The following is a 23,372-nucleotide window of genomic DNA, read 5'->3' as shown; positions in this document are numbered from 1 at the left end:
GCAGGAAGGGAAAAGTTGTGAGAGATACCGTACCCTAGGAGGAATGAAAATGAAAATTTCTTACCATGGACATTCAATTATTAAAATTGAAACAAACGGCAAAACAATTCTGGTTGATCCTTTTATTAATGGAAATGAACTGACAGACCTGAACGCAGATGATCAAAATCCTGATGTCATTCTGCTGACACACGGACATAATGACCATGTTGGCGACACCGTTGAAATTGCTAAACGGAGTAATGCGCTGGTCGTGGCACCATTCGAGCTGGCTAACTATATGGAGATGCAGGGACTGAACACACACCCGATGCATATTGGCGGCGCGTATGAATTTGATTTTGGAAAAGTGAAATTCACACAGGCTTTCCACGGCTCGTCTTATACAACTGAGGATAATCAGATCATCTACACAGGCATGCCTGCAGGAATTTTATTTATGGCAGAAGGTAAGACCGTCTATCATGCAGGAGATACAGCACTATTCAGCGACATGAAGCTGATCGGAGACAGACATCCGATCGATATTGCATTTCTGCCAATCGGTGACAACTTCACAATGGGACCTGAAGACGCAGCCTATGCAGCAGAACTTCTTCAGGCAACACACGTTGTCCCGATTCACTACAACACATTCCCGCCGATCAAGCAGGACCCTGAGAAATTCATCAACATGCTCAAAGACGGACAGGGTAAGATGATGCATGCCGGGGATAGCGTGGATTTATAAAATAAATTAAACTTGAATTAACATAAATGAAAGACTGATTTGTATTGTTCTACCGAGTGGAAGGCGGGGGCTCCAGCAGCGGAAAAGGACAGGTGAGACCTTACGGCGAAGCCGGAGGGGCTCATCGCCCGGCCGCGGAAAGCTTCCGCCTGAAATGCAGTAAACCGGTTGTTGAGACAGAGACATTATGTCACTGTCTCTTTTTTTTGCAGGTTAATCTCGATTTGAACCTTTCTTACCACTGCGGTTATAATAAAGGAACGAATGCAGGAACGAGAAAGCGGGGATTAGCGATTGGCTACAAAACATGAACAAATACTACAACACATAGAATCCTTGCCTGTCGGAAACAAGATTTCCGTACGACAAGTAGCAAAACATATGGCCGTCAGCGAAGGCACAGCCTACCGGGCGATAAAAGAAGCAGAAAATAAAGGGTTAGTCAGTACAATTGAACGGGTCGGCACGATCAGAATTGAAAAAAAGATCCGTGAAAACATTGAGCGGCTTACTTTTGCTGAAGTCGTAAATATAGTAGACGGACACGTGGTCGGCGGAAGAACAGGTCTTCATAAAACACTGAATAAATTTGTGATTGGCGCCATGAAGCTTGAGGCGATGATGCGATACACAGAAGCCGGGAACCTGCTGATTGTTGGTAATAGAACAAAAGCACATGAATACGCGTTAAATGCAGGAGCAGCTGTATTAATAACTGGAGGATTTGACGCAGAAGAGTCTGTCAAAAAACTCGCGGATGAATTAGAGCTTCCAGTGATCTCAACAAGCTATGATACGTTCACAGTAGCTGCCATGATCAACCGGGCAATCTATGACCAGATGATTAAAAAGGAAATTGTCCTCGTTGACGATATACTGATTCCACTTGAACAATCTTACTATCTAAATGCAAAGTCCACCATCAAAGAATGGGAGAACTTAAATAAAGAAACGCACCATAGCCGTTTTCCTGTCGTTGATGCATCATCTCTGAAAGTAACAGGGATGGTTACTGCAAAAGACATTATTGGCCGTGAGAAAAATGAGCTTTTAGAGAAGGTCATGACGAAGTATCCATTGACTGTGAATACAAAAACAAGTGTAGCCTCAGCGGCTCATATTATGATATGGGAAGGAATTGAACTGTTGCCTGTAGTGAATGAATCACACCAGCTGCAGGGGGTGATCAGCAGACAGGATGTGCTAAAAGCATTACAGATGATTCAGCGTCAGCCTCAGATGGGAGAAACCATTGACGACCTGATTTTAAAAGAACTGCAGGTTGAAAAAAATGAAAATAAACGTCAGATTTTTCAGGTGACACCACAAATGACGAACCATCTTGGCGCGATCTCATATGGCGTATTCACTACACTAGTCACTGAGTCAGCCAACCAGCTGCTTAAGGAATATAAACGCAGTGATCTGGTTGTGGAGAATATCACGATTTATTTTATTAAGCCGGTTCAGATGGAAAGTACGCTTGAAATTGTTCCGAAGCTGCTTGATGTCGGACGAAAGTTCGGTAAGGTTGATGTGGAAGTGTTCAGCGATGGAACGCTCGTGGGCAAAGCCATGATGATGTGTCAGCTGCTTGAAAAATAATTAAGAGGATGGGACCAAAAAGTCCCATCCTCTTAATCTTTTCGCTGTGCTTCAGGATGATGCTTTGTGCAGCCGGGTATTGAGCCTCATAAGGCTTCACCGTAAGGTCTCACCTGGCACTTTTCCGCCTCCCGTTCCGCTGCATTAAAATGTAATAGTGAAATTCAACTCAAACGAAGTGGATCATTTTTACTAATAAGCTGTTATTTAGATTAGTTATTCCAGTTGTTTTCTTCTTCCGCCAATAAAGGCGTATAATGTTTATAGGTTTTATATCTAGCCCATGCACTTGCAAAACCAATGATGATGAAAATAAGTGCGATGATATAAGTAAAGATCAGATCAGTAGCAAGCTCAAAGTTAAACAGAAAAAAAGTATTCAGCCCGATTAAGCCCATTCCTGTACCGAGTGCCATTCCTGCACGGCTTTTCTGCCAGGCTTTTTCTACAGGGCGGGGTGAGCGGATCTGCTTTGTCTTGAAATACAGATAAGCAACTCCGGACATAATGATCAGAAACACTAATATTGCCATTTTGATTCCTCCAATAATAAACTACTATTATTGTAAAGGCTTATCAGAGTAAATTCCACTAATTCAGGGAGTGATAGACATTGAAAGAGCAAATCATTGAACAAATTAAGCAATATGACAAAATTATCCTACATAGACATGTAAGACCGGATCCTGATGCATATGGTTCCCAGGCAGGACTTGCAGAAGTAATTAAGGCATCTTTTCCTGAAAAGAAAGTCTATACAACAGGAACACCTGAGCCAACACTCAGCTTTTTGCATGATCTTGATGAAGTGAAGGATGAAGACTTTGAAGATGCATTAATCATTGTTTGTGACACTGCGAATACAGACAGAATTGATGATCAACGCTATAAAAACGGTGCAAAAGTGATTAAAATTGACCACCATCCTAATGAAGATGCTTATGGAGATCTGTTATGGGTTGATACTTCAGCAAGCTCAGCCAGTGAGATGATTTATGAATTGTACCTGAGCGGAAAAGATAATGGATTAAACATGTCTGACGCTGCTGCGAGATTGATCTACGCAGGCATTGTCGGAGATACGGGCCGCTTTTTATATCCGAGCACAACCCAGAAAACTTTTGACTATGCAGGTGAATTGATTAAATATAACTTTGACAGATCAGCACTCTACAATACGCTATATGAAATGGATGCGAATGTGTTAAAGCTTCAGGGATATGTACTTCAAAACTTCCACATGTCAGAGAATGGTGCAGCTCATATAAAGTTAACGAAAGAAAAACTTGCTGAATTTAATGCAGCTCCATCTGAAGCCTCTCTTCTTGTCAGCACGCTCGGCAGTGTGAAAGGGATCCGCGCATGGGTGTTTTTCATCGAAGAGGAGAAAGAGATCCGAGTACGTCTGAGATCGAAGGGACCTATTGTAAATGAGCTCGCTAAGCAGTATAACGGTGGTGGCCATCCTGTTGCAGCCGGTGCTTCGATTTATGAATGGACTGAAGCAGAAGAAGTGATCGAAAAGCTCGAAGCGATCTGTAAAGCATAAAAATTTAACGTGATGAAAGGGGATCCAGAATGGCTTTTACTCATTTGCAGGTTACAAGTGCCTATAGTCTGCTCAGCAGCACGATCTCAATATCGGAACTGGTCGCACTGGCGAAGCGTGAAAAGCAGACAGCGCTGGCGCTGACAGATCACAATACAATGTATGGCGTGATCCCCTTTTATAAGGCTTGTCAAAAAGAAGGGATGAAGCCGATTATCGGATTAACTGCAGATATCAGCGGGAGTGATGAACAGTCATTTCCGCTTGTTTTACTTGCAGAAACGAATGAAGGCTATAAAAACCTGATTAAAATATCCAGTGCAATATCCACCACAGGAAAGCCGTTGCCGGAGAAGTGGCTGAAGGCATATTCAACAGGGCTGATCGTCATTACGCCAGGTATTGATGGAGAGATTGAAAGCTTATTATTGAACGGCCGGACTGAAGAAGCTGCAGCACGCGCATTACAGCTTCAAAAAATGATGGGTCAGGAACAATTTTACCTTGGACTCTCCAATCTTGACCGCAGGGAGGATGCGGAACTGAACGCACTCATCCGTGCTCTCTCTTTAGAAACAGCGATTCCGCGGGCAGCTGCAGCTGAAGTGAGGTACGGTGAGCCTGCAGATAAGGCGGCTTTTGAAGCACTGAGCGCACTCCGCGATGGTCTCACGGTAGAAGAAGTGAATATTGAGGGAAGTTACCATTTCAGGTCAGCTGAAGAAGTTGAAAAGCAGCTGTCAGATGATCCTGAAGCACTTGAGAATACGTACCGTATCACTGAGCGTTGCGTAGTGACGATTGATTTTTCAGTCTCACATCTGCCTGTTTATCCTGTTCCGGATGACGTGACTCAAAAAGAAGTGCTTGCATATCTTTGTGAGGAAGGGTTAAAAAAACGGGTGGGACAAGTCACCGAAGAATATCTTAAACGGCTTGAATACGAACTGGAAGTCATCGATCAGATGGGCTTTAATGATTATTTCCTGATTATATGGGATGTAATGAAATTTGCGCGTGAACAGCACATTCTCGCCGGACCCGGCCGTGGGTCAGCTGCAGGTTCACTGACAGCCTATGCGCTATTTATTACGCATGTGGACCCGATTAAACATAAGCTGTTATTTGAGCGTTTTTTAAACCCTGAACGTGTGACGCTTCCGGATATCGATCTGGATTTTCCGGATGACCGGCGCGATGAGGTGATTCAATACACAGCTGAAAAGTATGGCAGAAGGAAAGTAGCGCAGATCGCCACATTCGGTACGCTTTCAGCAAAAGCTGTTGCGCGCGATATGGCCAGGGTATATGGCATGAGCACCGGAGAAATGGAAGTGATCTCAAAATCAATTCCATCTCTTCACGGTATCACTTTAAAAGATGCGTATCAGCAGTCACAATCACTCCAACGGTTTGTGAACCAGTCAGATCGTTACAAAGAGTGGTTTAAAACAGCGATGAAGCTTGAAGGTCTTCCAAGACATACTTCAGTGCATGCGGCTGGTGTTATTATCAGCGATGTGCCGCTTGCAGAGGTTGTCCCGCTTCAAAAGGGCACTGAATATGCTCATATTACCCAGTGGCCAATGGGTGCTCTAGAAGAAATCGGACTTTTAAAAATGGATTATCTCGGGCTCAGGAACCTGACAATTTTACACAGGGTCATTCAGTCGGTGCGTCAGGCTGAACCGGAATTTGAAATCGAAAAAATTCCTGAGAACGATCAGGCTGCTTTTGAGCTTCTTGGAAAAGGGTTGACGAGCGGTATCTTCCAATTTGAAGCTGAAGGTGTGACAAAGGTTTTAATGACACTGAAACCATCAGAGTTTGAAGACCTTGTTGCTGTAAATGCATTAAACCGTCCGGGACCGATGGAATTTATTCCGCAGTATATTAAAAGAAAGTATGGGCACGAGAAAGTTCCTTATATACATCAGGATCTTGAACCGGTTTTATCTTCCACTTACGGGATTATCGTTTATCAGGAGCAGATCATGGAGATTGCCTCGAAGTTTGCCGGGTTCTCTCTTGGTCAGGCGGACGTGTTAAGAAGAGCAGTCAGTAAAAAGAAAAAGCAGGACCTTGACCGTGAAAGAAAAAGATTTACTGATGGTGCTGTCAAAAAAGGATATACGAGCGAAGCGGCAAATGAATTGTATGATCTGATTGTCAGATTTGCTGATTATGGATTTAATAGAAGCCACGCAGTAGCATACAGTAAAATCGGCTATCAGCTTGCTTACCTGAAAGCACATTATCCTGTTGCGTTCATGGCAGCACTCATGACCAGTGCTACCGGTAATGAGGATAAGACTGCTCAGTATATTAAAGAATGCAGAAATCTCTCCATTAGCGTAACACCTCCGGATATTAATAAAAGCATGCGCTACTTCAAAGGTCAGCACAATGAGATTATTTACAGCCTGAGTGCAATCAAAGGGGTTAATAAAGCGGCTTCTGAAGAGATTATGAACATCAGGAAGGAAAAGCCTTTTCGGGACTTTTTTGACCTGTGCAGCAGATTAAATCCCAAGCTTGTGACCAGAAAACTGCTTGAACCGCTCATCTTTTCAGGTGCGCTTGACAGTTTTGGTCAGGATCGATCCGTCCTGCTTGCTTCAATTGAAATTGCCATCAGTCACGCCGGTCTGATGCAGGGAGAGGGTAGCCTGTTTGAAGGGCTTGATATTAAACCGAAACATGCTAAGGCGTCTCCAATGCCGGATGACCAGAAGCTTGCACATGAAAAAGAAGTGCTTGGTATTTATTTATCCTCCCATCCTGTATCTGTCTACCGTGAAAGGCTCAGCGGTTCAGGCGCTGCCAGAATTGATGAGGTGAAGCCGGGTACAAAAAGTATGATCGGTGCTTTAATCAATGAAGTACGTGTGATCCGAACTAAAAAAGGCGAAAATATGTGCTTTATTCTATTAAGCGATGAAACAGGGGATATGGATGGTGTGGTTTTTCCTGACATCTTCAGAAAGCAGTCATCACTTATTCAAAAAGGAATGACACTTGTATTGACTGGCAAAACAGAGGAGCGGAACGGCAAAAATCAGTTTGTTGTACAGCATGTAATACCTGCTGATCAGTATAATGGAGTGAAGAGTGAGAAAACGCTCTTTTTGAGAATTCCGGAACCGATGGATTCAAAAGATACTTTCGACATGATTAATAAATATTGCAGACAATTCGAAGGCCGGATTCCGGTTATTGTATACGATGCAGAATCAGGAAATAAACAGAAGCTTGACATTGACGGAGTAACCCCCGTTGATGCCCTGATAGACCGGCTGATTCAGCTGCTGGGAAATGAAAATGTCGTCGAACAATAAATTGCAAATGTTGAATTGTTTTTGTTATAGTGAATAAGAATGTGGTCTGACCAATTGTTAAATAAAGGGGTAACCCAAAAAATAGGAGTGAAGTTCGTTGTCATTACGAGATGAAGCACTGCATATGCACAGAGTGAATCAGGGGAAACTGGAGTCGAAATCAAAAGTGTTAGTAAGAAATGCCGAGGAGCTCAGCCTGGCATATTCACCTGGTGTAGCAGAACCATGTAAAGAAATCTATGATAAGCCGGAGACGGTATATGATTATACAATGAAGGGGAACATGGTTGCGGTTGTATCGGATGGTACAGCAGTACTCGGTCTTGGCAATATCGGACCGGAAGCTTCACTGCCTGTAATGGAAGGGAAAGCAGTACTTTTTAAAAGCTTCGCAGGCGTAGATGCTTTTCCAATCTGCCTGAATACAACAGAGATTGATAAAATTGTAGAAACAGTTAAACTGATGGAGCCTACATTTGGAGGCGTCAATCTTGAAGACATCGCAGCACCTAGATGTTTTGAGATTGAAGAACGTTTGAAAAAAGAAACTAACATTCCGATCTTTCACGATGACCAGCATGGTACAGCAATTGTAACCGTTGCGGGACTTGTCAATGCCCTTAAGATAACAAATAAAGAATTCTCTTCAATCAGAGTCGTCATGAACGGAGCAGGAGCGGCAGGAATTGCGATTATTAAACTGTTATACAGCTATGGTGTAAGAGATATCATTATGTGTGATTCTAAGGGTGCGATCTATGAAGGACGCCCTTATGGTATGAATGAAGTGAAGCATAATGTAGCGAAGATCACAAACAGAGAGCGCCTGGACGGCTCACTTGATGATGTCATTGAAGGTGCAGACGTCTTTATCGGTGTATCTGTAGCTGGTGCGCTGACAGAGGAAATGGTTCAGAAAATGAACCAGGATTCGATTATTTTTGCGATGGCAAACCCTGTACCTGAAATTATGCCGGCACTGGCAAAAGCAAACGGTGCAAAAGTAGTCGGAACCGGACGATCAGATTTTCCTAACCAGGTAAACAATGTGCTTGCCTTTCCTGGGATCTTCAGAGGCGCGTTGGATGTGAGAGCAACGCATATTAATGAGAAAATGAAGATTGCTGCTGTAGAGGCGATCGCATCACTCATTTCTGAGGATGAACTAAATGCAGACTATGTGATTCCTGCTCCGTTTGATCCGAGAGTGGCACCAGCTGTCGCTTCTCGTGTTGCGAACGCTGCAATGGAAACAGGCGTAGCCAGAATTAAGGTGGACCCTGAAGAAGTAAGAGAGAAAACTGCCCGTTTATCTCAAATTGGAAAAAGCGAGTGACAGACATTTGAATGAGCATAAAAGATATGTATCTGTTGTCCACCAGATCAGGGACATGATCAGGGAAGACCGTCTGACAGCCGGTAACAGGATCCCATCAGAGCGTGAACTGTCGGAGCGATTCGGCGTTGCACGCTCTTCTGTGCGAGAAGCGTTAAGAGCACTTGAGCTGCTCGGGCTGATCGAGACGAGAAGAGGAGAAGGTACTTTTCTCAGAGACTTCAGAGACCATCACCTGATTGATCTGTTAGGCATGTTCATTCTACAGGAGAGCCGTGCCGTAAGTGATGTGGCTGAAGTGAAAACATGGCTTGAAGAAGATGCATTAAGAAGAGTCTCATCCTTATCCAAAGATGACAGACTGCACCTGTATGAACATATTTCATCTAAATATAAAAACTCAGAGCTAACATCATTAACCCATTTAAAAAGAGAACTGGTAGAGGCTGGGGGAAATCAGCTCTATACAAAAATCTGGCTGATCCTGAATGACTTTTATCATGCTGACATGCAGACGCATGTCTCACTGACAGATGATATGATGGCTGATTTATATCAAAACTTACTTTCAGAAGATACTGAGCAGTCGCTGAAGCTGATCACAAATATAGATAATGACTAGGGAGGAAGACAGGTTGCTGAAGGATATATTTGCTAAAAAGAAAAAATACGCAACGATTCCATCTGAACATGATAAAAATGATGTCCCGGAAGGAATATTGACTAAGTGTCCTAAATGTAAAAAGATCATTTATACGAAAGAAATTTACAAGAATCAAAAGGTTTGTCTGCAGTGTGGTTACCATCACCCAATGAACGCGGCTGAAAGAATTGAATGTCTGGCTGATGAAGGTTCTTTCAAAGAGTTTAACCAGCAGTTGTCTTCTGAGAATCCGCTTGGGTTCCCTGACTACCTTGAAAAGCTTGAGAAGGATAAGAAAAAGACAGGTTTAAATGAAGCGGTTGTAACAGGAACGTGCTCAATCAACGGCAATCAGGCAGTACTGACGATTATGGATTCGACTTTCAGAATGGGCAGTATGGGTTCTGTGGTTGGTGAAAAAATTGCTGAAGCTGTCAGAGTGGCTGAGGATCAGAATCTTCCATTTATTATTTTCACAGCAAGTGGTGGTGCAAGAATGCAGGAGGGCGTTTTATCGTTAATGCAAATGGCAAAAACGAGCACAGCTCTTAAGCGTTTTAGCGATAAAGGAGGACTGACTGTTTCGGTGATGACTCATCCGACTACAGGAGGCGTTTCCGCAAGTTTTGCTTCTCTTGGTGATTATAATTTTGCAGAACCGGGTGCGCTTATTGGATTTGCCGGAAGAAGAATCATTGAGCAGACGATCAGAGAAAAGCTGCCTGAAGATTTTCAGACTGCAGAATTCCTGATGGAGCACGGTCAGCTTGATCAGGTCATCTCCCGTATAGAAATGAAAGAAAAATTAAGTGTGCTTCTTTCTCTGCACAATAAAGGAGGAGCATCATGGTAAATGAACTGGAGTTTGAAAAACCCCTTAATCAGCTGCGTGAAAAAATCAATGAATTAAAAGCATTCACAGCGGATTCTGAAGTTGATTTGAGTGAGGAGATCGCAAAACTCGAAGACCGGCTTGCGCGTCTTGAGACTGATGTTTATTCTTCTATCAAACCATGGGACCGCGTACAGCTTGCGCGCCATCCTGAACGTCCGACAGCACTTGAGTACATAGAAGAGCTTTTCGAAGACTTCATGGAAATGCACGGAGATCGTTTGTATGGGGATGATCACGCAATTGTAGGTGGCATTGCAAGCTATAAAGGGAACCCCGTGACTGTGATTGGTCATCAAAGAGGTAAGGATACGAAAGAAAATATTAAGCGGAATTTTGGTATGCCGCATCCTGAGGGATATCGTAAAGCGCTGCGACTCATGAAGCAGGCTGAGAAGTTTAACCGCCCGATCATTTGCTTTATTGATACCAAGGGTGCATACCCTGGTAAAGCGGCAGAAGAACGCGGTCAGAGTGAAGCCATTGCCCGCAACCTGTTTGAAATGGCAGGCCTCACTGTACCGGTCGTATGTATTGTGATCGGTGAAGGTGGGAGCGGTGGTGCACTTGCACTTGGTGTTGGGAACCATCTTCATATGCTTGAGAATTCCACTTACTCTGTGATCTCTCCTGAAGGTGCTGCATCGATTCTCTGGAAGGATGCAAGTCTTGCGAAGCAAGCTGCTGAATCAATGAAGATTACTGCACCTGACCTGAAGGGAATGGGCATTATTGATGAGATTATTCCGGAAGTAAAAGGCGGGGCACACAGAGATATTAAACAACAGGCATCATCTATTGATCAGGTACTGCTTCAGTCGTTAAAGGAATTATCCCAGCTGGATGAAGAAGCATTAGTGGCGCAACGCTATGATAAGTTCCAGTCAATCGGTGAGTTTACAAAAGAAACTGTTTAACCGGTAAACCTTTTCAGATCTTATCTGAAGAGGTTTTTTCTTGTGTCAGATGTGTAAACAATAAAAGAAAGGAACATTCAGGTTATTATGTGTCAAAAATGTGTACAATTATGAATGTTTAAGCGTTTACATGAATATTCCCTTTAGAAGAATGTGTGAGACTTTAAGCTAATGATTGAGAACAAAACATCTTCGTGTTATTTTTAAAAGGATGAAAACGAACTTGTACATCCAACTTCGGAACACTATTTCTGTGAAATAGTTAACATAATTTTTCAATTAAAGGTGGGAACATCAAAATGAAAAAAATTGGCGTACTGACCAGTGGCGGAGATGCTCCGGGTATGAACCCTGCGATCAGAGCTGTCGTAAGAAAAGCCATCTATCACGGGCTTGAAGTATACGGAATTTATCAGGGTTATCAGGGATTAATCTCCGGTAATATTGAAAAGCTTGAGCTTGGTTCTGTTGGTGATATTATTCACCGCGGGGGAACGAAGCTTTATTCTGCGCGATGCGAAGAATTTAAGACGCTTGAAGGCCAGAAAAAAGGAATTGAACAGCTGAAGAAATTCGGTATTGAAGGTCTCGTTGTTATTGGGGGAGACGGTTCTTATATGGGAGCAAAAGCACTGACTGAACATGGTTTCCCATGTGTAGGCGTGCCTGGTACAATCGATAATGATATCCCGGGAACTGATTTCACAATCGGATTTGACACAGCTCTTAATACAGTGATTGATGCGATTGATAAAATCCGGGACACAGCAACTTCACATGAACGCACATTTATCATTGAAGTAATGGGCCGGAATGCCGGTGATATCGCGCTTTGGTCAGGACTATCAGGCGGTGCTGAATCCATCCTGATTCCTGAAGATCCATATAACCTCGAGAAGGTTGTAGATAAGATTAAAAAAGGTCATGCACGCGGTAAAAAGCACAGTATTATTATTGTCGCTGAAGGCGTCATGTCAGGCGGGGAATTTGCTGCCCTGATGAAGGAAAAAACAGGTGTGGATACAAGAGTATCTGTCCTTGGACATATGCAGCGCGGTGGATCACCGACAGCTTCAGACCGGGTTCTTGCAAGCCGACTTGGTGCGCGTGCAGTTGAACTGTTAATGGAAGATAAGGGTGGACGTGCTGTAGGTATTCAGAAGAATGAACTCGTCGACTATGATATTATTGAAGCATTAAAGATGGAGCATCAGGCAGATGTTGATCTGTACCGCTTATCACAGGAACTATCTATTTAATTGATTCCAGGAGGTAAACAAATGAGAAAAACTAAGATTGTATGTACGATTGGCCCTGCAAGTGAGAGTATTGAAAAGCTGACACAGCTGATGGAAGCTGGAATGAATGTTGCGCGTCTGAACTTCTCCCATGGAGATTTTGAAGAACACGGTGCAAGAATTAAAAATATCCGTGAAGCTGCAGCGAAACTGGGTAAGAATATCGGAATCCTTTTAGATACAAAAGGTCCGGAGATCCGCACAAACACAATGGAAAACGGTGCGATTGAGCTTGTTGCAGGTAATGAGATCATCGTATCAATGAAAGAAGTAGTTGGAACGACTGAAAAGTTTTCTATCACTTACAGCGACCTTGTAAATGATGTGCACGAAGGGTCAAAAATCCTTCTGGATGATGGTCTGATCGGACTTGAAGTCATTTCAATTGATAAGAACGCTGGTGAAATCAGAACGAAGATCATGAACACAGGCACGCTGAAAAACAAAAAAGGTGTTAATGTACCTGGCGTCTCTGTTAATCTGCCTGGTATCACTGATAAAGATGCACAGGACATTCTTTTTGGAATTGAGCAGGGTGTAGACTTTATCGCTGCTTCATTCGTCCGCCGTGCATCTGATGTAATGGATATCCGTGAACTTCTTGAAAAGAACGGTTCTCCAAAAATCAACATCATTCCTAAGATTGAAAACCAGGAAGGTGTAGATAACATTGATGAAATCCTTCAGGTATCTGACGGATTGATGGTTGCCCGTGGCGACCTTGGTGTTGAAATTCCTGCTGAAGAAGTACCGCTTGTTCAAAAACAGCTGATCCGTAAGTGTAATGCTGTAGGAAAGCCTGTTATCACTGCAACTCAAATGCTGGATTCAATGCAGCGCAACCCACGTCCGACACGTGCTGAAGCATCTGATGTGGCAAACGCAATTTTCGATGGCACAGATGCGATCATGCTTTCAGGTGAAACAGCTGCAGGGGATTACCCTGTGGAATCAGTTCAGACAATGAATAACATTGCTTCAAGAGCTGAAGAAGCACTTGATTACAAAGCGATTCTTTCTAAGCGCAGTAAGCGTTTTGAGCGTAATATGACGGATGCAATCGGCCAGGCAGTAGCACACACAGCATTAAACCTTGAAGTGAACGCAATTATTGCGCCAACTGAAAGTGGTCACACGGCTAAAATGATTTCTAAATACCGTCCTGAAGCTACAATTGTTGCTGTTACAGCTGACACGTCTGTATCAAGACGTCTTGCACTTGTATGGGGCGTATACCCTCAGGTCGGAGCTAAGACTGAAACGACAGATGAAATGCTTGATATGGCCGTTACAGAAAGCCTAAGCAGCGGCTGCGTAAAGCATGGTGACCTTGTTGTCATTACTGCTGGTGTTCCTGTTGGTGAATCAGGTACAACGAATCTGATGAAGATCCATATTGTAGGTGACGTACTTGCAAAAGGTCAGGGTATCGGACGTAAATCGGGATTCGGTAAAGTAGTAACAGCTTCAAATGCAAAAGAAGCGCTTGAGAAAGTAACAGAAGGCTCAGTTCTGGTTACAATCGGCACTGACAAAGAAATGATGCCTGCAATTGAAAAGTGCTCTGCACTGATCGTTGAAGAAGGCGGATTGACAAGCCATGCTGCAGTTGTTGGTCTGAACCTTGGCTTACCTGTGATCGTAGGAGTGGATAACGCAATCGCAACATTCACTGATGAACAGGAAGTAACAGTTGATGCAGAGCGCGGTGTCGTCTATAACGGACACGCAAGCGTACTGTAAGAAACATTGAAAACCTGAGCGGATTTCCGCTCAGGTTTTTTTCATTTCATTTGAATTATGATAAAATAAGTGTAGCGCGTAATGTTGAAAGGAGATATTCCTTGTGAGATGGCTCATGCTATTAATTATTATTGTTCCTGCACTTGAAATCGCAATTCTGATCAGTGCTGGAAATCTGATTGGTGTTATACCGACAGTTCTGTTAATCATATTAACCGGTGTTTTAGGTGCTTATCTGGCGAAATCTCAAGGACTTCAGGCTCTCAAAAAAGTGCAGAATATGACTGTACTTGACGGTGGACCGGGTGATGCTGTTATTGATGGATTATGTATTTTAATTGGTGGTGTTGTCCTGTTAACACCAGGTTTTATTACAGATGCGATTGGGTTCTTCCTGTTAATTCCTGCTACAAGGAATTTAATGAAGCCGGTTATCTATAAATGGGTTCAGAGAAAAATGAGAAATGGCAACGTAATCATTCACAGACCATAACACACAGCAGCCGCTGTGTGTTTTTTACATCATTGTTGATCAAAAGGGTTTTCCCCAGTGGAAATATAACGCCAGACCACATGAAGCAGACGGATTTTAATCAATACAGCAAAAATAATCATAAATAGAGGCGTCAACAAAAGCCCCTTTACTCCAAGCAGGCTAACAGAAATATATAGGAAAATCAGTGCAACTAAAGGGTGCAGTCCCATTCTGTCACCGATCACCTTAGGTTCAGTTATTTGCCTGACACCAATAATCACCAGATAGATGATGAAAGCCCCAGCTGCATGAGCTGGACCAATATGAATCAGATAAAAAATGGCAAGCGGCAGAAATAGAAGCAAAGAGCCGGCAAGGGGCACAAAATCAAGTGCAGCAGACAACAGTGCAAATAAAAATGGATGGGGTGTACCAAGCATCAGCAGCCCGGATAAGGTAATAATAAAAGTAAACAATGAAAGTAATAGCTGAGACAGAAAGTAAGCGCCTGCTTCACGAAAACCTAATGAACGGACCTGTTCAAGCTGTTTAACTAATTCAGCCGGCAGTTTATTTTTCCAGGATTTAAAGTCAGCTAGTATATAATATGCTGCGATATACATCATTCCCATTGAAAATAAAACTGAAGGAAGGTTGCCGGCGGATTTTGATATCTCACTAATCAGCTGTTTCCCTGCATCCAGGAGAAGATGCTCAATTTCTTTTATTAACATTGATAAATGGCTGTGAGTGAGATAAGGATGAGTCAAATCATGCAGAAAACCAGGAAGTGTTTGTACCGTGTCCTGAATTACAGTCAGCAGTGATGAAGTATAGGCTGGTAACTGCGACAATAAATAAAGAATTTCATTATTTAAAAGTACATAGCACCCTGTAAGAATGAGAGGGCCGGTTATCAGCAATATAATCAACCCGAACAGCACACTGAGTTTATATGGAAGTTTTACATATTCAAATAGCAGTTTGATGAAAGGGTATAAAAGAGTGGCAAGCAGCGCCCCTGCTGTAAATGGCCAGAAGTAAATCAAGACAATACGTACAGTAATCAGAATGAATAACATAATAACTAAAATATGAAAACATCGCTTTATCACGGGCTTGTCCTCCTGTATGAAGTCAAACATGAAAATGGAGGGATAAAAAAATGATTAATCCGGCAATGATCTTTTTACTTTTATTACTGGCAATCGGCTTCTTGGCCAAAAACAATTCGCTGATGATTGCAGTCCTATTTCTTATCTTATTAAAAGTGGCGGGTGCTGATGAAAAGATTTTTACATTTATCCAGGGTAAAGGAATCAATTGGGGGGTCACCATTATTACAATTGCTGTCCTTGCTCCGATCGCAAGCGGCGCAATTGGGTTTAAAGAGCTGACAGATGCGGTAAAGTCACCGTATGCGTGGGTTGCACTTGCTTCCGGTATTGCCGTAGCACTGATCGCAAAAGGCGGTATTTCTCTGCTTCAGGAGGATCCTCACATTACAGTGGCACTTGTCTTCGGGACCATTCTTGCGGTAGCTCTGTTTAACGGAATTGCTGTCGGACCTTTAATTGGAGCAGGTATAGCCTATAGTGCAATGAAAATATTTGAATGGGTTTCAAGGGTATTTTAAAGCTGTCAAATTTCGGCAAATTAAATTAATCCCGGCAAATTAATGCGTTTTCATTCACAAAGTTCTGATTATTGATTATAATGGACAATGTAAGCGCATCCGAAATGACGAATTCCATTCTGTCAGCTGACTGAGCAATCGCTCAGTTTTTATGTGATGACGATTTCGTATTTTAAACGCCGGTCTGGCTTTAAATACAAGACTAAGATTAAAAGGAGAGATTTGTTTATGACAGCAACGAGAGGTTTAGAAAACGTTGTAGCAACTACTTCATCGATCAGTTCAATTATTGATGACACTCTTACATACGTTGGTTACAATATCGACGATCTGACTGAAAACGCGAGCTTTGAAGAAATCATTTACCTGCTTTGGCACTTGCGTTTGCCAAAAGAAAATGAGCTTGCAGAACTTAAACAGCAGCTTGCTGATAATATGGCAGTTCCTGATGAAGTCATTGCACAAATTAAAGCGATGCCTGTAGATAAAGTGCATCCAATGGCAGCTGTTCGCACAGCAGTTTCTGCGCTTGGACTTTTTGATGAAGAGGCAGATGTTATGGAAGAAGAAGCAAACTACCGCAAAGCAGTGCGTCTTCAGGCGAAGATTGCAACAATCGTTACTGCGTTTGCACGTATCCGAAAAGGCCAGGAGCCGGTTGAACCTAAAGCTGACCTGAGTTTTGCAGCTAACTTCCTTTATATGATGAATGGTGAAATGCCCGAAGACATCGAAGTTGAAGCGATGAATAAAGCACTTGTGCTTCATGCTGATCACGAGCTGAACGCTTCTACTTTTACAGCACGAGTATGTGTAGCTACACTTTCTGATGTTTATTCAGGTGTAACTGCTGCAATCGGCGCGCTTAAAGGCCCGCTGCATGGTGGAGCAAATGAGCAGGTAATGAAGACGTTAACTGAAATTGGTTCAGTTGAAAACGTTGAGTCTGTGATTCGTAAGAAGCTTGAAAACAAAGAAAAAATCATGGGCTTTGGTCACCGTGTATACCAGCAGGGAGACCCTCGTGCAAAGCACCTTCGTGAAATGTCTAAGAAACTGACTGAGCTTCGCGGAGAGTCAAAATGGTATGAGATGTCTATTAAGATTGAAGAAATCGTGACATCTGAAAAGAAACTTCCACCAAATGTGGACTTCTATTCAGCATCTGTCTACCACAGCCTTGGTATTGACCACGACCTCTTCACGCCAATTTTTGCTGTAAGCCGTGTATCAGGCTGGCTGGCTCATATTCTCGAGCAGTATTCAAATAACCGCCTGATCCGACCAAGAGCTGAATATACTGGTCCTGGCATGCAGGAATATGTACCGGTGGAGAAGCGATAATTTCACGGAACATTTTACAAACTGACACATAACTGATGTAATAGTAATTAAAGCTGGGGGACTGACTTACTCTGTCAGTCCCCGGCCAATGATATTTGGAGGGAAAGACTTATGACACAAGGTGAAAAAATTTCAGTATCTAACGGCAATCTTCAGGTGCCGAACAATCCGATCGTACCTTTTATTGAAGGTGATGGTACAGGTCCGGATATCTGGGCTTCTGCACAGCGCGTATTAGATGCAGCTGTTGAAAAAGCTTATAACGGAGAAAAGAAAATCGAATGGAAAGAAGTACTTGCGGGTCAGAAAGCATTCGACCAGACAGGTGAATGGCTTCCACAGGCTACACTTGATGCAATCAACGAGTATTTCATTGCAATTAAAGGACCTCTTACAACACCAATCGGTGGAGGGATCCGTTCATTAAACGTAGCGCTTCGTCAGCAGCTTGACCTGTTCACTTGCCTGCGCCCTGTACGTTACTTTGAAGGTGTACCTTCACCGGTTAAACGTCCTGAAGACACTGACATGGTGATCTTCCGTGAAAATACTGAAGATATTTATGCTGGTATTGAGTTTGCTGAAGGATCAGATGAAGTGAAAAAGCTGATCAACTTCCTTCAGGATGAAATGGGTGCAACAAATATCCGTTTCCCAGACACTGCTGGTATCGGTGTAAAGCCTGTTTCTAAAGAAGGTACTGAGCGTCTTGTGCGTTCAGCAATCAACTATGCACTGACTGAAGGCCGTAAATCAGTAACACTTGTTCATAAAGGTAACATCATGAAATTTACTGAAGGTGCTTTTAAGCGTTGGGGTTATGATCTTGCTGAGCGTGAATTCGGAGATAAAGTTTTCACATGGAATCAGTATGATCAGATCAAAGATGAGCAGGGAACAGATGCAGCGAATAAAGCACAGAGTGACGCTGAAGCAGCTGGAAAAATCATCGTGAAGGATTCAATTGCAGATATCTTCCTTCAGCAGATCCTTACTCGTCCTGCTGAGTTTGACGTAGTTGCAACAATGAACCTTAACGGAGACTATATCTCTGACGCACTTGCAGCACAGGTTGGCGGTATCGGAATCGCACCTGGTGCTAACATTAACTACGACACTGGACATGCGATCTTTGAAGCAACACACGGAACTGCTCCAAAATACGCTGGTCTTGATAAAGTAAACCCATCTTCAGTGATTCTTTCAGGTGTACTTCTTCTTGAGCACCTTGGCTGGAACGAAGCTGCTGACCTGATTTCTAAATCAATGGAGAAAACAATTGCTTCTAAAGTTGTAACATATGACTTTGCACGTCTGATGGATGGCGCTACAGAAGTGAAGTGCTCTGAATTCGGAACTGCACTGATCGAAAATATGTAAGACAGTCAGGCCGGCATTTGCCGGCCTTTAACTACATACTTTAACACCGGGAGGAATTAGAAATGGCATTCACACGTAAAAAAATCTCAGTCGTTGGAGCAGGCTTTACCGGTGCAACAACGGCATTGTTTTTAGCTCAAAAAGAACTCGGAGATATTGTGCTTGTAGACATTCCTCAAAATGAAGGGCCGACCAAAGGTAAAGCGCTCGATATGCTAGAAGCGGGTCCTGTTTTTGGCTATGACGTAACGATCAAAGGCACATCTGACTATGCAGACACTGCGAACTCTGATGTTGTGATTATTACAGCAGGTCTGCCAAGAAAACCAGGTATGAGCCGCGATGATCTTGTTCAGACGAATGAAAAAATCATGAAGTCAGTTACAGCTGAAATTGTGAAGCATTCGCCTGAAACAACGATTCTGGTTTTATCTAATCCGGTAGATGCAATGACATATACTGTTTTCAAGGAGTCGGGTTTTCCAAAAGAGCGTGTAATTGGACAATCCGGAGTACTTGATACAGCAAGATTTAATACATTTGTAGCTGAGGAGCTTGGGTTATCTGTCAAGGATATTAAGGGATTTGTTCTCGGAGGTCACGGGGACGACATGGTACCTCTTACGCGTTATTCAAGTGCAGGCGGCGTTCCGCTTGAAAACCTGATTCCCAAAGACCGCCTCAATGAAATCATTGAACGTACAAGAAAAGGCGGCGGTGAAATCGTAGCACTTCTTGGCAATGGTTCAGCTTATTACGCCCCTGCTGCTGCACTGATGGAAATGACTGAAGCGATCTTAAAAGATCAGAAGAGGGTATTACCATCAGTTGCCTATCTTGAAGGGGAGTATGGTTTTGATGGTATTTACCTTGGCGTACCTACAGTTTTAGGTGGCAAAGGGATTGAAAAAATCATGGAACTCGATCTGACAGATGAGGAAAAATCACAGCTTCAAAAATCTGCAGATTCAGTGCGCAGTGTGATGAGTGCATTATCATCGACGTAATTGTGGAGAGGAACTGCTGATTCAGGCAGTTCCTTTTTTGCAAAGTGATATAAAACGCTTCTTTATTTAAAGAGTCTTACCTTATAATAAAGATATAAGGTAAATCAGAAAAAATGAAAACACAGGGGTTATGATTAAAGTCATCAAGGGGGAGAAAACATGTTACTCGGAAAGAAAAGAAAAATCGGACGTCAGATAGAAGATATGTCGATTGGGGAAAAATTAACACTGACTGAAAAAATCGAAGACAAAGATCTGTTATTATTCCTAGGCTTAACAAATGATTCAAATCCACTCTATATTCAGCATGATTATGCGTCGCAGACATCCTATAAAAAACCGATTGTACCAACCATTATGCTGACAGGCTTTGTGACTTCAGCAGTTTCAAAATATATGCCTGGTCCGGGATCTCATATTAAAAGTCACAATCTAAGCTTCCCGAAACCACTATACCACTACGCGACGGTTGATTATGTATTTGAAATCAAATCAATCGACCGCCCAAAATCAGAAGTTGAAATCAGCGTAAGAGGTACAGACGAAAGCGGAGACACTGTCATCGAAGGCACAGTCGTCGTATGTCCACCTGACAAACTCCAAAAATTCAACAGCTCAGCACTGGATAACTTTTAAAAAGGCCTTTATGGTCTTTTTATTTTGGAGAAATTCAGTTTAAATTCATTTTCACTTAGCTGATGATTGTAGCGTAAGGCGGCGACTCCGGGACGATTAGTGGGAAGCTGAGACCCCGCAAGGCGAAGCTTGAGGAGGCTCAGCAACCACCGTCCGGAAAGCGTCCGCCTGAAGCGGAGATCAGCAGCGGTCCATTCAAACTTTACTATTCACATAATAAAATCGCCATCCCTGATGAATATGTACTATAATGGAATCGGATGATCTGGGGTTAATACTAGCTTCTGGAGGGTTATAATGAAGAAAAAAGTACTGGTTGTAGATGACGAACAGTCAATTGTAACACTGTTAAAGTATAATTTAGAACAGTCAGGCTATGACGTATTAACAGCATATGACGGTGCAGAAGGAATTGCACTTGTAGAAAATGAACATCCTGATTTACTGGTGCTCGACTTAATGCTTCCAGTAATGGATGGAATCGAAGTGTGTAAGCAGCTTCGTCAAAAGCAGATTCATATTCCAATTATTATGCTCACTGCAAAAGATGAAGAATTTGATAAGGTACTCGGGCTTGAACTTGGCGCAGATGATTATATGACAAAGCCTTTCAGTCCGCGTGAAGTTGTTGCCAGAGTAAAGGCCATACTGCGTCGATCAGGCCGTGTGGAATTGAAGGAACCTGAAGTGGAAGAGGATTTTATCGAGCTTGGGGAAGTGAAGGTATATCCTGAACAATATGAAGCTTTTTATAAAGGGGAACCAATCGATCTTACACCGAAGGAATTTGAACTTCTTGTCTATTTGATTGAAAATAAAGGACGTGTCTTAACAAGAGACCAGCTGTTGCAGACGGTCTGGAATTATGATTTTGCAGGCGATACCCGTATTGTGGATGTGCATATCAGCCATTTACGAGAAAAAATTGAAGAAAACACGAAAAAACCGGTGTACATTAAAACCATCAGGGGTCTTGGCTACAAAATGGAGAAGCCGAAAGTAACGTGAGACTCACGTCATTTAAAGGCCGGCTGCTGTTTGCATTAATTACACTCATTGTATTAGTGCTGGTAGGCTTGGGTATTATTATTGGAGAATTGGTAAAATCATATTACCTGAACGCGCTGCACTCAAGGATTGAAAAAGAAATGAATATTGTAATCAACCAGACTGAACGTGAACCTTCGTTCAGTGAATTGAGATCTGAATTGTTCGATGAACTGAGTGAAGTGCTGGAAACGAGGATTACGATATTAAATGATGATACCGAGATTGTATATGACTCCGGTCAGGCGATCTCAGATATTAATCATGAATTAATGCTGGATGAAATTGATAACTCATTGCCCGGGCCTTCAAACGGGATTGTCAGATTCCCCGCCGATACTGATGATAGCAGCTTTTATTATATCAGCAGTATTGAAACGGGATCTGAAAGCGGATATGTCGTGCTCGCAGCTGCCTTTGAAAACCTGGAGAATGTCTACCGTCAGATCTGGCTGATTCTGGCGATTACGCTGGGGGCAGCACTTGGTATGATTATTTATATCGGTGCGCGCATCACTAACCAGTATACAAAGCCGATTGAATCAGCAACTGAAGTAGCAATTCAGCTTGCAAAAGGGAATTATAAGGCCCGTACATTTGAAGATAGAGCCGATGAGACGGGTATGTTAAGCAATGCGATCAACATTCTTGCGAGAAACCTGCAGGAAATGGTCAGCGAGCAATCAGTTCAGCAGGACAGGCTGAAAACACTCATTGAAAACATGGGAAGCGGACTGATTATGATTGATAAGCAGGGGTATATCGTGCTGGTCAATCGGCCGTTTCTGAATTTCTTTCATTCAGATATTGAGGAAGTGCTGAACGAGAGCTATGTGTCCGTTTTTAAAAATCAGCAGGTAAACGCACTCGCTGAGGAAGTATTTCTAACTGAGCAGCGTGTCAGAAAGCAAATATTGATTGAAGAAACTTTTCCTCATAAGCATCTCGAAGTTTACGGGGCGCCAATTATCGGTGAACGAAGTGCATGGCAGGGAATTGTACTGGTTTTCCATGATATATCAGAGCTGAAGAAGCTTGAACAGATGCGTAAAGATTTTGTCGCAAATGTGTCACACGAAGTGAAAACACCGATTACCTCAATCAAAGGTTTCACTGAAACGCTTCTTGATGGTGCAATGAATGATAAAGGAGCGCTTGAATCTTTCCTCCAAATCATTGCAAAGGAAAGCGACAGGCTTCAAATGCTGATCCAGGATCTGCTGGAGCTTTCCAGAGTGGAGCAGCATGGCTTTAAGCTGAATCTTAGTCAGGTTGATATTGCTGAAACTTTAAAAGACGTATCGTTGATGCTTGAGCAAAAAGCAGATCAGAAAAATGCTTCGATTAAGCTGGATATGGAATTGCCACTCATAATAGAAGGAGATGCTGACCGGCTGAAGCAGGTATTTATTAACCTGCTTACTAATGCTCTGACATACTCCTATGCTGATCAGGACATTGTTGTAAAATCTAAAAAGCTGAAAAATAGAGTACAGCTGCAGTTTATTGACCATGGAATTGGTATGGAGCAAGAGGAACTGTCCCGGATATTTGAGCGTTTTTACAGAGTCGATAAAGCCCGGAGCAGAAACTCAGGTGGCACCGGATTGGGACTAGCCATCGTCAAACATATTATTGAAGTGCACAACGGGGAGATCACTGTTGAAAGTGAGCCTGAAAAAGGAACGGTTTTCACACTTACACTGCCTTTAAAAGTGAATAAGTAGCAGGAATGTGAATCTTTACATGGAATTTACACTGGCATGACAGTGACTTAATATTTTATTGGTAAGATA

At 42.7% G+C, this 23,372-nt stretch carries 20 protein-coding genes; 18 read left to right on the top strand and 2 right to left on the bottom strand.

The window, feature by feature from the left end:
• The first annotated feature begins 49 nt into the window (after positions 1-49).
• Complete coding sequence (locus tag DH10bf12_RS15610; protein WP_471736169.1) at positions 50-730, top strand: metal-dependent hydrolase; 681 nt, start codon at positions 50-52, stop codon at positions 728-730.
• A gap of 294 nt (positions 731-1,024) precedes the next feature.
• The gene (locus DH10bf12_RS15605; protein ID WP_471736168.1) at positions 1,025-2,335 is read left to right on the top strand and encodes a DRTGG domain-containing protein; all 1,311 of its coding nucleotides are present in this window, start codon (positions 1,025-1,027) and stop codon (positions 2,333-2,335) included.
• A gap of 212 nt (positions 2,336-2,547) precedes the next feature.
• Here the strand turns inward: DH10bf12_RS15605 and DH10bf12_RS15600 are convergent, their stop codons facing one another.
• On the bottom strand, positions 2,548-2,868 hold the full coding sequence (locus DH10bf12_RS15600) for a YtpI family protein (protein WP_471736167.1): 321 nt from the start codon (positions 2,866-2,868) through the stop codon (positions 2,548-2,550).
• An 80-nt stretch (positions 2,869-2,948) separates the two neighbouring features.
• Here DH10bf12_RS15600 and DH10bf12_RS15595 point away from each other — a divergent pair, with 80 nt between their 5' ends.
• The 9 genes from DH10bf12_RS15595 to DH10bf12_RS15555 all read left to right on the top strand — a co-directional run bounded on the left by DH10bf12_RS15595 (position 2,949) and on the right by DH10bf12_RS15555 (position 14,544).
• Positions 2,949-3,884 carry a DHH family phosphoesterase gene (locus tag DH10bf12_RS15595; protein ID WP_471736166.1) on the top strand — a complete coding sequence of 312 codons (936 nt, stop codon included), beginning with the start codon at positions 2,949-2,951 and terminating at the stop codon, positions 3,882-3,884.
• 29 nt (positions 3,885-3,913) lie between these two features.
• On the top strand, positions 3,914-7,222 hold the full coding sequence (dnaE, locus tag DH10bf12_RS15590) for a DNA polymerase III subunit alpha (RefSeq protein ID WP_471736165.1): 3,309 nt from the start codon (positions 3,914-3,916) through the stop codon (positions 7,220-7,222).
• A gap of 97 nt (positions 7,223-7,319) precedes the next feature.
• The gene (gene ystJ / locus DH10bf12_RS15585; protein WP_471736164.1) at positions 7,320-8,558 is read left to right on the top strand and encodes an NADP-dependent malic enzyme; all 1,239 of its coding nucleotides are present in this window, start codon (positions 7,320-7,322) and stop codon (positions 8,556-8,558) included.
• Between the two features lie 7 nt (positions 8,559-8,565).
• Complete coding sequence (locus tag DH10bf12_RS15580; RefSeq protein WP_471736163.1) at positions 8,566-9,180, top strand: FadR/GntR family transcriptional regulator; 615 nt, start codon at positions 8,566-8,568, stop codon at positions 9,178-9,180.
• 13 nt (positions 9,181-9,193) lie between these two features.
• Positions 9,194-10,054 carry an acetyl-CoA carboxylase, carboxyltransferase subunit beta gene (accD, locus tag DH10bf12_RS15575; protein WP_471736162.1) on the top strand — a complete coding sequence of 287 codons (861 nt, stop codon included), beginning with the start codon at positions 9,194-9,196 and terminating at the stop codon, positions 10,052-10,054.
• On the top strand, positions 10,048-11,010 hold the full coding sequence (accA, locus tag DH10bf12_RS15570) for an acetyl-CoA carboxylase carboxyl transferase subunit alpha (RefSeq protein ID WP_471736161.1): 963 nt from the start codon (positions 10,048-10,050) through the stop codon (positions 11,008-11,010). The genes accD and accA overlap by 7 nt, the downstream gene beginning before the upstream one ends.
• Before the next feature lie 299 nt (positions 11,011-11,309).
• Complete coding sequence (gene pfkA, locus DH10bf12_RS15565) at positions 11,310-12,269, top strand: 6-phosphofructokinase (protein WP_471736160.1); 960 nt, start codon at positions 11,310-11,312, stop codon at positions 12,267-12,269.
• 21 nt (positions 12,270-12,290) lie between these two features.
• The gene (gene pyk / locus DH10bf12_RS15560; protein ID WP_471736159.1) at positions 12,291-14,051 is read left to right on the top strand and encodes a pyruvate kinase; all 1,761 of its coding nucleotides are present in this window, start codon (positions 12,291-12,293) and stop codon (positions 14,049-14,051) included.
• 103 nt (positions 14,052-14,154) lie between these two features.
• Positions 14,155-14,544, top strand: a complete 390-nt coding sequence (locus tag DH10bf12_RS15555; protein ID WP_471736158.1) for an FxsA family protein — start codon at positions 14,155-14,157, stop codon at positions 14,542-14,544.
• 29 nt (positions 14,545-14,573) lie between these two features.
• Here DH10bf12_RS15555 and DH10bf12_RS15550 read toward each other — a convergent pair whose 3' ends face one another.
• On the bottom strand, positions 14,574-15,641 hold the full coding sequence (locus tag DH10bf12_RS15550; protein ID WP_471736157.1) for an AI-2E family transporter: 1,068 nt from the start codon (positions 15,639-15,641) through the stop codon (positions 14,574-14,576).
• Between the two features lie 50 nt (positions 15,642-15,691).
• Here DH10bf12_RS15550 and DH10bf12_RS15545 point away from each other — a divergent pair, with 50 nt between their 5' ends.
• From DH10bf12_RS15545 to pnpS, 7 genes are all read left to right on the top strand, one after another.
• Positions 15,692-16,162 carry a DUF441 domain-containing protein gene (locus DH10bf12_RS15545; protein ID WP_471736156.1) on the top strand — a complete coding sequence of 157 codons (471 nt, stop codon included), beginning with the start codon at positions 15,692-15,694 and terminating at the stop codon, positions 16,160-16,162.
• Positions 16,163-16,390: 228 nt separating this feature from the next.
• Positions 16,391-17,506 (top strand): citrate synthase, encoded by a 1,116-nt coding sequence (gene citZ / locus DH10bf12_RS15540; protein WP_471736155.1) that lies wholly within the window; start codon positions 16,391-16,393, stop codon positions 17,504-17,506.
• Positions 17,507-17,617: 111 nt separating this feature from the next.
• Positions 17,618-18,886 (top strand): NADP-dependent isocitrate dehydrogenase, encoded by a 1,269-nt coding sequence (icd, locus tag DH10bf12_RS15535; protein ID WP_471736154.1) that lies wholly within the window; start codon positions 17,618-17,620, stop codon positions 18,884-18,886.
• Positions 18,887-18,948: 62 nt separating this feature from the next.
• Positions 18,949-19,893 carry a malate dehydrogenase gene (mdh, locus tag DH10bf12_RS15530; RefSeq protein WP_471736153.1) on the top strand — a complete coding sequence of 315 codons (945 nt, stop codon included), beginning with the start codon at positions 18,949-18,951 and terminating at the stop codon, positions 19,891-19,893.
• 159 nt (positions 19,894-20,052) lie between these two features.
• The gene (locus DH10bf12_RS15525; protein WP_471736152.1) at positions 20,053-20,529 is read left to right on the top strand and encodes a MaoC/PaaZ C-terminal domain-containing protein; all 477 of its coding nucleotides are present in this window, start codon (positions 20,053-20,055) and stop codon (positions 20,527-20,529) included.
• A gap of 297 nt (positions 20,530-20,826) precedes the next feature.
• Positions 20,827-21,537 (top strand): response regulator transcription factor, encoded by a 711-nt coding sequence (locus DH10bf12_RS15520; RefSeq protein ID WP_471736151.1) that lies wholly within the window; start codon positions 20,827-20,829, stop codon positions 21,535-21,537.
• Positions 21,534-23,303, top strand: coding sequence for a two-component system histidine kinase PnpS (gene pnpS / locus DH10bf12_RS15515; RefSeq protein ID WP_471736150.1), 1,770 nt, complete (start codon positions 21,534-21,536; stop codon positions 23,301-23,303). Before DH10bf12_RS15520 ends, pnpS begins: the two co-directional genes overlap by 4 nt.
• Positions 23,304-23,372 lie beyond the last annotated feature (69 nt).

Source organism: Jeotgalibacillus sp. 10bf12 (genome assembly GCF_055597105.1).
This window is presented reverse-complemented; position numbering and strand designations above follow the sequence as displayed.